The sequence below is a fragment of the Cupriavidus sp. FW305-F7 genome, assembly GCF_058782875.1.
In genome coordinates, this window is sequence record NZ_JBYSYC010000058.1 from 32574 (window position 1) to 44007 (window position 11434).

The 11434-nt window shown below is 59.0% G+C and carries 7 protein-coding genes and 1 pseudogene; 2 read left to right on the forward strand and 6 right to left on the reverse strand.

Annotation, left to right across the window (positions count from 1 at the left end; all coding sequences use genetic code 11):
• Positions 1-39 precede the first annotated feature (39 nt).
• From AC3WL8_RS34925 to AC3WL8_RS34945, 5 genes are all read right to left on the reverse strand, one after another.
• The gene (locus tag AC3WL8_RS34925) at positions 40-1311 is read right to left on the reverse strand and encodes an oligosaccharide flippase family protein (RefSeq protein WP_492379809.1); all 1272 of its coding nucleotides are present in this window, start codon (positions 1309-1311) and stop codon (positions 40-42) included.
• Positions 1312-1319: 8 nt separating this feature from the next.
• Entirely contained in the window at positions 1320-2459 is a 1140-nt protein-coding gene (gene wecB, locus AC3WL8_RS34930; protein ID WP_492379810.1) for a non-hydrolyzing UDP-N-acetylglucosamine 2-epimerase, read from the reverse strand.
• Positions 2460-2666: 207 nt separating this feature from the next.
• Entirely contained in the window at positions 2667-4919 is a 2253-nt protein-coding gene (locus AC3WL8_RS34935) for a polysaccharide biosynthesis tyrosine autokinase (RefSeq protein WP_492379811.1), read from the reverse strand.
• Between the two features lie 11 nt (positions 4920-4930).
• Entirely contained in the window at positions 4931-5368 is a 438-nt protein-coding gene (locus AC3WL8_RS34940) for a low molecular weight protein-tyrosine-phosphatase (protein WP_492379812.1), read from the reverse strand.
• Entirely contained in the window at positions 5365-6504 is a 1140-nt protein-coding gene (locus AC3WL8_RS34945; protein ID WP_492379813.1) for a polysaccharide biosynthesis/export family protein, read from the reverse strand. The genes AC3WL8_RS34940 and AC3WL8_RS34945 overlap by 4 nt, the downstream gene beginning before the upstream one ends.
• Before the next feature lie 693 nt (positions 6505-7197).
• Between AC3WL8_RS34945 and AC3WL8_RS34950 the strand changes: the two genes are divergently transcribed.
• Positions 7198-8478, forward strand: a complete 1281-nt coding sequence (locus AC3WL8_RS34950; protein WP_492379819.1) for an MFS transporter — start codon at positions 7198-7200, stop codon at positions 8476-8478.
• A 547-nt stretch (positions 8479-9025) separates the two neighbouring features.
• The gene (gene glmS / locus AC3WL8_RS34955) at positions 9026-10864 is read left to right on the forward strand and encodes a glutamine--fructose-6-phosphate transaminase (isomerizing) (RefSeq protein WP_492379814.1); all 1839 of its coding nucleotides are present in this window, start codon (positions 9026-9028) and stop codon (positions 10862-10864) included.
• 308 nt (positions 10865-11172) lie between these two features.
• On the opposite strand, the pseudogene AC3WL8_RS34960 reads toward glmS, so the two are convergent.
• Positions 11173-11434: pseudogene (locus AC3WL8_RS34960) on the reverse strand (hypothetical protein); the annotation flags it as partial.

Consider the following 11434-nt stretch of genomic DNA (forward strand, 5'->3'; position numbering starts at 1 on the left):
CTCCGTTCCAACTGCCTACGCTGGATTTGTGACAGTCAGCTACGAAGCATCCGGCAACTCGTTAAACACATTAATTTTAATGGATCGCTTGTACATTAGCAGGAGAAATACATAAGATAGAAAAATGGCTACCGCTGCCCCTACTGGCCCGTGCGCTGGCACCAGGATAATATTCAAAATGACATTCGATATCGCAGCCAACAACATATACTTAACCTTCCTTTTCATGTTGCCTCTTGTGGCAAGCACCGCTGCAGAGCTATATGATAGGAAATAGACGGGAATCGCAAGCGATAGAATCCGCATCACCACCGCGGAATCTTTATATGAGCTGCCAAATATCAAAGAAGTGATCTCTTCGGAAAATACTAGGAAGGCAAGCATAAAAGCGATCCCTGACGCCGCCATTACCTTTTCCGACATCACATATACACTCCTTAGCTTACTTCCATCTGAGTATGCCCAACGGTGATATTTCGGAATCAGGTACTTATGAAATACAATCACGGGCAAAAGCATTACCGCGTTCATCAGGTTCTGTGCAGCAGAATAAATTCCGGCTCCCATCCCATCTGTAAGATATCTCACCATGATGATATTTCCTTGGGAGTAGATAAATCCCAGTGCTGCCGCGGCCCCGAATGGATAGAGCTCATACCACAGATCTTTCAACGGTCTCGCTGGCTGAAGATTGACGTGAGGCTTCTGGCCATGCCCAACCAGGGAAATCTCTCCATCGACCATCTTTTGCGCAGATATCCATCCGATAATCAGCACAACTATGCCGACTAGCCCAAACACAATTGCTACACACCGAACATCAGATCCCTTCACAAGAAAAAGAATAATCGCCGAAGCAAGAAATCGGGAAGCTTGGGGAGCCGCCTGCCATGTAGCAAGCTTTGTGTACTTCTCTTCCAGTTGCAGTTTGGCTGCAACTATGTCCACACCAAGCTGGCCTATCGAAAAGAAAGAAAGAATCAGTAATATGTCTCGCTCCATTCCGGCGTGTGGGCCAAATGCAGCCCACGCGATGTACACTATACTAATTAGAAGAGTGCTGATGAGCACCAGTCTAATTGACGATCCTATCCACCTTTGCGCACCCCATCCCTCTCGCCCGTAGGCGGCTAACCAATATTGTGTAATGCCAAAGCCGTAAAATACTGAAGCGAAAGTTGCGACCGAAATCGCGGATGCCAGCGCACCATAGTCTCCAGGCGCGTAGTGCCTAGCGAGAACTATATTAAGTGCAAAGGTACTGCCACTACCCGCGACTGTTCCAATCAGTAGAAAGAATAGTCTTTTCACCGTGCTTTTCATGCGAGCAACCCGCTCACAGGCAATGTACCGGCAATTATCTGCGCGATGTACCTTGAAGACTTCCCATTACCGTACGGATTGTGAGCTTGGCTCATTCTCTTGTAGATAGCTGAATCGTCAAGTAGATACATTACTTCGCGAACGATTGCTTCTTTATGCGTGCCCACCAGTTTAACCGTGCCTGCCGCGACGGCTTCCGGCCGCTCCGTAGTTTCACGCATCACAAGCACGGGCTTACCGAGCGAAGGCGCTTCCTCTTGAATCCCGCCAGAATCGGTTAGCAGGATTGCTGCCCTATCCATCAGATACACAAACGGCAGATAATCCAACGGTGCAATCAGGTGAATGTTTGGGCTAGCACCAAGTATGCGCCTGACAGGTTCTTGCACATTCGGGTTGAGGTGGACGGGGTAGACGATTTCGACGTCGTTACGCTGACTTATCTCATTGAGCGCGGCGCAGATGTTCTCAAATCCAGAGCCAAAATTCTCGCGACGGTGGCCAGTGACCAAAATTAATCGTTTGGCTTTGTTGAGAAAGCTGAAGCGACGATCGAGTTCATTGCCGAGTCCGTCATCGGTACGTACTCGGTTCACTACCTCTAGGAGTGCGTCGATGACGGTATTCCCGGTGACGTGAATTGCTTGCTCAGGGACTCCTTCACTAAGCAAGTTTGCCTTTGCGTTCTCCGTCGGTGCGAAATGGACCGCGGATATGCCCCCCGCAATGCGACGATTCATTTCCTCCGGCCAGGGAGAATAGATATTGCCGGTACGAAGACCAGCTTCGACATGACCGACGGGAATCTTTTCGTAGTAGGCAGCTAGGCTTGTTGCCAGTGTTGTGGTGGTATCGCCATGCACGAGAACCCAGTCGGGTCGCCAAGCCTTGAACACGTCTCGCATACCCAGCAGAACGTTGCTGCTGATATCGGTCAGATCCTGACCCGGCTTCATAAGGTCCAGGTCAAAATCGGGATTGATTGCGAAGAGCTCCAATACTTGATCAAGCATTTCTCTATGTTGAGCGGTAACACACACTTTCGCGTCAACACCTTTGCAGGCCTCCAGCGCCTTTACGACTGGAGACATCTTGATCGCCTCTGGGCGAGTACCAAAAACGGTTAGAACTTTCATTTGAACTGGTCCGCAAACAGTTAGTCAAATATGACCCTGGCCAGATTCTAGAAAGCCTTTGCTCTGGCCTGTATTTTGTGCTTATCGATGGTCTATAGGCGAGAACCTAGTCGTTATGCCTATTATTAGAAGCCAGCCCCCTCTGCGCGTGAGCTCCATTAGCATTTGATAACGACAGAGGTCCTTTACAAAACTGTTATCTGGCCTTCACTGCACGCTAGATGTCTCGCTGTCTACTGCGTAGCCGTAGTGCGCATAGCGATATCGTCCATATTTCGATCCATATCCGTAGCGATACGCATTCGGATCCAGGCCATTGAACACAACGCCGTTCACGTCGGCTTTGGCCTGATGCAGTTGCTTGGTGGATTCGGTCACTTCGCCGATGGTGGTCTTTTCGAAGCGCGTCACCAGGAGCACCGTTGCACAGCTGGCGGCAAGGATCGCGGTATCGGAGACGGCAAGAACGGGCGGCGTATCGATCAGGACAAGGTCGTACTGGTGATCCAACTCATCAAGAAGCTTCATCATGCGGGCGTTGAGCAGCAGCTCAGCCGGGTTCGGAGGCAAGCTTCCGGTACTGAGAAAGTCCAGGTTCTCAATTACTTCGCGATGTACCGCCTCGTCAAAGCCTGCTTTGCCGAGCAGCACGTCCGCCAGCCCCTTGTTTCGGGACTTGCCAAAATACTGGTTTAGGTGGCCCTTGCGCATGTCGGCATCGATCAGCAGCACGCGCTTACCGCCCGAGGCCATCACCGCGGCGAGATTGGCCGAGACAAATGACTTGCCGACGCCCGGCGTGGGACCCGTGAGCAGCGCGCGCTTGTTGTCCGCATCGAGCATGGCAAATTGCAGCGCCGTGCGCAGGCTGCGCAGACTTTCAATCGCTGGCTCATTAGGATTACGTTCTGCGAGCACGAAATTGCCGCACTTGCGCTGGCGGATTTCTTCGGTGAGGAAATTCTGTGCGGTCGATAAAGGCACGGTCGCGTAGACACTCAGACCCGTATGCTGCTCAATGTCCTGCGAATCGGTGATACCACCGAACAGCGCATTGCGCACGAAGGCCACTACGACACCAATCAGCACACCGAGAAAAGCTGCGAGGGCGATGACCAAGCCCTTCTTCGGCTTGATGGGCTCCTCGGGAACCGGGGCATTGTCAAGCAGCCGTACATTGCCGACCTTGCCAGCTTTGACGAGCTTGAGTTGCTGCATATTGTTCAGCAATCCCACGTAGAGGTCGTTGTTGACTTGCACATCGCGCATCAGCCGCAGGGTGTCTTGCTCCACATTGGGGAAAGATTTCATGCGCCCAGCCATAGCGGCGACCTTCGAGGTTAGCGCTGCAATTTGCTGGTCGACGGCTTGCACGCCCGGGTGGGACGCAGCAAAACGTGTCGATAGTTCGGTGCGCTTTTGCTTCAGCTCGAGCAGCCTCGTTTCGGCCATCACGCTTTCCTGCAGGAATGTCTTACCTTCCTCACTCAGGTTGAAGGTATTGCGCTTGTTGCGCATCTCGTTGTACTTCACTTCAGCTCGCTCAAGCTCGCCCTTGAGTTGTGGCAGGAGATCCCCCAGGAAGACGAGCGACTTCTCCGCCTCAGCGGCTTTACGCTTGATGTTCTGCGCAACGTACTCTTCGCCAATCTCATTCAGGATGCTCGCCGTAAGCTTCTGGTCAGTACCATCGAGCGAAGCACCGATGATGCCGCTCTGCTTTCCCCTTTCGGCGATCTGGAGTTGATCCTGGAACTCTTCGACTGTCTGCAGGTGCGAGTTCCGCACCAGGTTGAACGTGATACCCGGTTTTGCCTTCATCTCCGTTACCAGGAGCGTGACGTCGCCCACGGTCTGCTGGGCAGTCAGCGGTTGACCTACACGCCCTTCAAGGGGCGCGTCCAGACTGGAATGCTCCACACGGTAGCGGCCCTCCCCCAGGGCAATCAGCTTGAACTTTTCGCCCTCAACGGATTCCGGGACATCGAACTGCTCGACAATAATCGATTCTCTGGCCCAGGCGAAGCCACCGAAGCCGAATAGTCCTGGCTCCGATAGACCCTTGGCGCGGCTAGCGATCTTGGCGCCAAAAAAAGGAAAATAATTGGGCTTCGCCAAAATATAGAGTCGCAGATTGTCCACCGCCTTACTGACAACCATGCGCGAGCGGAGAATCTCGATCTCAGCCGTGGCTTGAGCCTTGACATCGAACAGACTAGAGACGTCACCCAGCAGGCTGTTGGCGCTGTTCGGATTGTCCTCCACCTGGACCAAGATATTGGCCCGATAGACTGGCGGAGCCAAGAATGCGTAAGCCACCCCAAGCGCCAGCACCACTCCCGCAATGGATGCAATCAGCCAACGACTGGCAAGCAGCACATCTAGGTACCGGACGAGATCAATCTCGTCATCCGGAGGCGCAGCGACAACAACTGGAGGGGGAGTCTGGTTCATCTGCATTACTAAATCAGTTATCGAAGCGCCTGGATGCGCGGCACCCAGGCTTCCACGCCGCGTTGGATCAACTGCAGCACGTTTTCGAAGGCGGGACGTGCTTCGCGATAGGGATCTGGCACATCGAACCTGGCAAGCTCCCCGATGCGGAAGACACGACCGGTGGTGGCCGGGTGCAAGTGCTGGATGTCCTGCCGCTGGTCGTTGTCCATCACGAGAATGAGGTCCGCACGCGTTGTCATGGCTCGGCTCAGTTGCTGGGCCCGATGGCCGGTGATATCCAGGCCAATCTCGTGCATGACTGCGATGGCGTGCACGTCGGCCGGCTTGCCAATGAGCGCACCAAGGCCAGCGGAGATGACGTTGGCATCCGGCAATGCCTGCATAAGAAGCCCCTGCGCCATAGGGCTCCTGCAAATATTGCCGATGCAAACCACCAATACAGTCTTGATCATTTGACCGCGTTCGCCGTGGATGTGAAGAAATTTCCGCTCGGCAGCAGTTGGTTGATCACACGGCTCCAGCGGACCACACCTGCGGCATCCACGTAGACGACGTCCCTCGGCTTCAACTCGAACGACTCGGCCAGGGCAAAAGAGACAGGTGACTTGCCGTCGAGGTGGAACACCTCTGCTTCGCCATCGTTGCTCTTGCGGATAACGTAGAGTTCCTTGGCGTTGGCCGAGAGGGGGTTGACGCCGCCAGCTTCACCAATGGCCTCGCTGAGCGTCAGGCGGCCGTTGCGCGGGAGAACGGCGACAGGACGCACGACTTCGCCGGTCACGAATACCTTGCTGTCCTCGCGTTGTTCCACGCGCACGATGTCGCCGTTGCGCAGCAGGATTTGGGCGGGATCGATGCCTTGCTGCAGGAGCGCAGGCAGGTTGACGACGTAGGTCTTTCCCTCGCGCGAAACGCGGATGCGGCTGTTGTCGCCCGTCAGGACGTTGATACCCCCGGCGCGGTTGAGCGCTTCGACCAAGGTCATAGGTACGTCGTCGACGTTCTGGGGGCCAGGCGTCTTGACTTCGCCGTCCATGTAGACGCGCTTGCTGCGGAAGGCGAGCACGCGTACGGTGACCTGCGGCATGTTGACGACAGGCTTGAGCTGGGTGCTCAACTGCCCGCGGATTTCGTCCGGCGTGCGGCCGAGAACCTTGAGCACACCGGCATATGGAAACTGGATGGTGCCCGCGGGACTTACGACGTAGCCCGGCACGTTGGCCGCGCCGCTGTAGTTCGGGATCTCGTACGCAGTACCAATCGAGTACGTTTGCGTGGGGAACACCAGTTCCGGGTGGTCCCACACAACGATCGAGAGAATGTCGCCCACGCCCACGGTATAGGGCCTCGGGTCTGCGAACAGCTCCTCTACCCCAGCGTTCGCTGGCTGTGTGGAGGCCTTCAGCGTGCGCACCAGCGCCGGCGTGATCCGGGTGATTTTGGGCACCGATTCCGGGTCCTCCGGATCGAGCGGTCGCTGCGGGTCGAAGCGCATCCCTGGTGCGAGTGCACAGGAAGCCAGCAACGGAACGATCCCCAGGTACATTACCGCCCTGCCAAACGTCAGCCTGCTTGAAAGCTTTAGCACGTCTCGATTATTCCCTTGTTACAAGAAGGCCCGCATTGTCCGCCGTCTCCTGAGCGGGCTGTGCTGCGGGGATTCCGCTTGTCCGACATGGCACACGCTGGTGCCTTTCCGCTTGTTTGCGCTGCCTGCGGATTTGAACCTGGCGGTGTTGGCTTCGTGTTGCTCGGCGCGGTGGCGCGCTCTTTTTGCACTGCGTCATTACGCGAATGACCGGCGAAGTGTATGGCTCCAGCGGCTACATCTTCAAGGCACAAATGGCGTTTTTAGCGAGTTATCTATCCCCACGTAAGAGTGGACCCGCAAAAAGGAGGGATGTGCGCGAAGCGATATTGAGCAAGAATGCGTGCCTCGTCGAGCGTGGGAAATTCCGTCATGCCGCTGCGCGTTTCGTCCCGGGCCAGCCAGCTTGCTGCTGTTCTTTCGGCCGTGTTACTGGCCTGGAAGATCGTCTGATCCGGCGCATCTTGCCCACCGGAATTCCGGACGCCTCTATACGCCCTTCTTCCCGCAATTTGCCAAAGCACAAAAAAAGAAGGGTGTAGGCACAGGAAGTCCTACACCCTAACGGGTCAGGCAAGGGGTCAGGCTTGCCGGGGTTGATTATTGATGGGGGTCGGACCGGGTCTTACCCTGCTTTAGTGGGCCCCACGCTTAGGTGGGGAAAGTCATGAATTGGAGCATTGACGGTTGAAGATGGGGGAAGGAGACACTCAGAAACGCGAAAGCGAACTCCGAAAGACTGTCGTCGCAACGTCTCTCGTCAGTGGACTGGAAACGTTTGACTTCACCGTGTTCGGATTCTTCGCGGCGATGATCGGAGACCAATTCTTCCCGGCGGAAGATCCTCTGACTTCGTTGCTGTTGGCAGTGGGCACCTTTGGCGTTGGCTTTCTCATCCGGCCGCTTGGCGCGATGATGATCGGTGCCTACGCCGACCGTGTCGGGCGCCGCGCGGCGATGACGAGAACCATCGGCCTGATGACCGTCGGAACGGCGGCCATCGCCCTCTGCCCGCCGTTTGCAATGATCGGTGCGGCTGCGCCGGTCATCATCATCATCGGTCGGGCGCTGCAAGGTTTTGCCGTCGGCGGCGAAATTGGCGTTGCCTCAACATACGTGATGGAAACCGTACCGGTGTCGAGTCGTGGCCGCGTGGTCAGCTGGCAGTCCGTGAGCCAGGGCGCGGCTGCGTTGCTGGGAGCATCCCTGGGCGCCCTTCTCACGAAGGTGATGTCGCCGGAGGATCTGGCTTCCTGGGGCTGGCGTCTCCCGTTCCTGATCGGACTTCTGATCGCGCCAGTCGGCATCTACGTTCGCCGCCAGCTTCGCGAGGCGCCGGTCGCCGACACAAGGGGCAGAGCTGCCGCCACGCCGCTCGTCGAGCTGTGGCGCGAGCATCGCAGCACCATGCTCCTGGCGATCCTGATCAGGATGGGGTCAACGATCCCGGTCTACGTCATCGTCTACTACATGCCAAGCTACCTGCATCGCGTGATGCACGTACCTGCCAGCACAGGATTTTTGGCAGCAACGTTGTCCGCGCTGCTGCTGACTGTCATCCCGCCGCTGTCCGGCCTGCTCATCGACCGACTGCCCCGCCGCAAGCCGCTGGCCCTCTTCACGGCGGGATGCAAAGTGCTTCTGGTCTTCCCGGTCTTCCTGATGATTGTGCGTGCAGACGGCACGCTGCCAGTCCTGGTTGGCGTCGGGCTGATCAGCGCAATGGTGGCACTTGGCGCTGCCGTTGGCACCCTGCTTGTGCTCGAAGCATTTCCTGCACGGGTTCGCGCCAGCGGCGCCGCGATTTCGCATGCGCTGAACGTCGCGGTGTTTGGCGGGACCGCGCAGTTCATCGTGACGGGAATGATCAAGTTGACCGGCAACCCCATGTCGGCGGCCTGGTATATGGCAGCGACATGCCTGCTGAGTTTCGGTGCGGTCGTGGTGATCAAGGAGCAGCGCCCACAAGCCTGAACCGCCCTCTCGGGCATATCCAGTCAGAATTCCCCAACGCTTCAGGCAGGCCGAGCACTTCTTTACGCTGCACTCGTGCTTCCCATCGCTGGAGGGGTACCGCTGATGCTGCGATGCAGCACAATGCCAAGCGGCACCCCGTTGCCAACTTAAGGGTGTAGGCGCATCCCTGTGGCGCCTACACCCTCTTTCTTTGCCGTCAGACCGCGGCCCAGGCACCACGCATTTCCGGCCCCTGACGGCAAGTCATTGATGTTTGCTGTGATGTCACGGCCTGGCGCCGCAAAAGTCATCGACGCGCAAGAGATTCGAATCCGACAGGACAATCGAACAGTGTGGAATGGGGAGAAATCATAAATTGGCAGACAACACGAAAGCGCGCATGTGGGGAGCCACGCGCGCCGCTTGGCAGCGTCCGGTCAAGCAGCCGAAGAAGTAATCGTCCGGCCGCCGCTTGAGCGGCCGTGGAAACGCCGCCTCGGCGAGGCGGCGTCAGTGAATTGATACCGGCGCCGGGGCAACCGGCGCCTGAAACGGGGGGTTCACCATGTGTGGCATCGTCGGCGCGGTTTCCACGCGCAATATCGTTCCAGTCCTGATCGAAGGGCTGCGCCGCCTGGAGTACCGCGGCTATGACTCGTGCGGCGTCGCCGTCGTGCGCGGCGATACGGTCGAGCGCGCGCGCACGGTGTCGCGCGTGGCGGACCTGGACGCGCAGACACAGGCTTCCGGCCTGTCCGGCTTCACCGGCGTGGCGCATACGCGCTGGGCCACGCATGGCAAGCCCGATACCGTCAACGCCCACCCGCACCTGTCGGGCGAGACCATCGCCCTGGTCCACAACGGCATCATCGAGAACTACGAGCCGTTGCGCGAAGAACTGCGCGCGGTCGGCTACGGCTTTGAATCGCAGACCGATACCGAGGTGGTTGCCCACCTGATCCACCAGGCCTACACCTACCCCAGCAGTGCCACGCGCGGCGACCTGTTCGCCTCGGTGCGCGCGGTGACCAAGCGCCTGCACGGCGCCTACGCCATCGCCGTGTTCGCCAAGGACCAGCCGGGCCGCGTGGTCGGCGCGCGCGCCGGTTCGCCGCTGGTGGTGGCGCTGGGCGAGAACGAGGCCTTCCTGGCCTCCGACGCGCTGGCCGTGGCCGGCACCGCCAACCGCATCATCTACCTGGAAGAGGGCGATGTGGTCGAACTCACGCTTGACGGCGTGACCATCCACGACGTCGACGACCACCCGGTCAAGCGCGAGGCGCGCGTGGTTGAAGCGCACGCCGCCTCGGTGGGGCTGGGCCCGTACCGCCACTTCATGCAGAAGGAGATCTTCGAGCAGCCGCGTGCGCTGGGCGACACGCTCGAAGGCATCGAGGCCATATCGCCGGAACTGTTCGGCAACGGCGCCGCCGAGGTCTTCGCCGGCATCGACAGCGTGCTGATCCTGGCCTGCGGCACCAGCTACTACTCGGGCTGCACCGCCAAGTACTGGCTGGAGAGCATCGCCAGGATCCCGACCAAGGTCGAGGTCGCCAGCGAATACCGCTACCGCGACACCGTGCCCAATCCGCGCGCGCTGGTGGTGGTGATCTCGCAGTCGGGCGAGACCGCCGACACCATGGCGGCGCTGCGCCACGCGCGCGCGCTCGGCCACGTGCACACGCTGGCGGTCTGCAACGTCGCCACCAGCGCGATGGTGCGCGAAACCGAACTGCGCTTTCTGACGCGCGCCGGCACCGAGATCGGCGTGGCCTCGACCAAGGCCTTCACCACGCAGCTGGCCGCGCTCTACATGCTGACGCTGGCGCTGGCCAAGACGCGCGGCCTGCTCACCGAAGACGCCGAGGCCAAGGCCCTGGCCAACCTGCGCCACCTGCCCGCGGCGCTGCACGGCGTGCTGGCGCTGGAGCCGCAGATCATCGCCTGGTCCGAAGACTTCACGCGCCGCGAGAACACGCTGTTCCTGGGCCGCGGCCTGCACTACCCGATCGCGCTGGAAGGTGCGCTCAAGCTCAAGGAAATCTCGTACATCCACGCCGAGGCCTATCCGGCGGGCGAACTGAAGCACGGCCCGCTGGCACTGGTGACCGAAGCGACGCCGGTGGTCACCATCGCGCCCAACGACGCGCTGCTGGAAAAGCTCAAGTCCAACATCCAGGAAGTGCGCGCGCGCGGCGGCCGCCTCTATGTGTTTGCCGACAGCGATACGCAGATCCAGTCGTCGGACGGTATCCAGGTCATTCGCATGCCTGAGCACTATGGCGACCTGTCGCCGATCCTGCATGTGGTGCCACTGCAACTGCTGGCGTACCACACGGCATGTGCGCGTGGCACGGACGTGGACAAGCCGCGTAATCTGGCGAAGTCGGTGACGGTGGAGTAAGAGCGGCGCTGCTGACTTGCTCCTCCAATGCCCTTCGGGGCAGTTTTAGGTGGCGAGACTCGCTCCGAAGGGATTGCCATGGCGATGCGCATGGGCACCGTCCAAGGCGCCAGGCGACTCGATTGCCAATCGACTCGGCCACGCCTGTCAGGACTAACCCGCTCCAAACAGGAAGTCAGCAGCCGGCCAGCGTGCGCTTCGCCAGCCAGGCAGCATGGAGAACAGAAAGGCGGCAGGACAATGTGTCCTGCCGCCGCTCAAGCGCGCGCCTGCCCCCCGGCCCAGACGCGCGCCACCATCCAACGTGCCTACTTGATGCAGGCGAGGTTGACGGCGAGGCCTCCCCAATCGGTGGCCTGGTTGTTGTCGACCTGTACCTGCAGCTTGTCGTTGTGGCTGACGGTACCGGCCGGCACCTCTTCACTGCAGTTCTGCAGGCCGTTGGTGACTTTGCAGCTCAGATCCTTGACGGGCGTGAGGGTCACTGACGCGCCGGACCCCGTCACCTTGTACACCGAGATGTCCAGCGTGCCCTGCACCTTGCCGAGTGTGCTGGCAGTGAGCGTGACC

What these genes read in the sequence shown, in the direction of transcription:
- wecB (WP_492379810.1), bottom strand. Translation starts at nt 2,459, where the DNA reads ATGAAAGTTCTAACCGTTTTTGGTACTCGCCCAGAGGCGATCAAGATG.
- AC3WL8_RS34935 (WP_492379811.1), bottom strand. Translation starts at nt 4,919, where the DNA reads ATGCAGATGAACCAGACTCCCCCTCCAGTTGTTGTCGCTGCGCCTCCG.
- AC3WL8_RS34940 (WP_492379812.1), bottom strand. Translation starts at nt 5,368, where the DNA reads ATGATCAAGACTGTATTGGTGGTTTGCATCGGCAATATTTGCAGGAGC.
- AC3WL8_RS34950 (WP_492379819.1), top strand. Translation starts at nt 7,198, where the DNA reads ATGGGGGAAGGAGACACTCAGAAACGCGAAAGCGAACTCCGAAAGACT.
- glmS (WP_492379814.1), top strand. Translation starts at nt 9,026, where the DNA reads ATGTGTGGCATCGTCGGCGCGGTTTCCACGCGCAATATCGTTCCAGTC.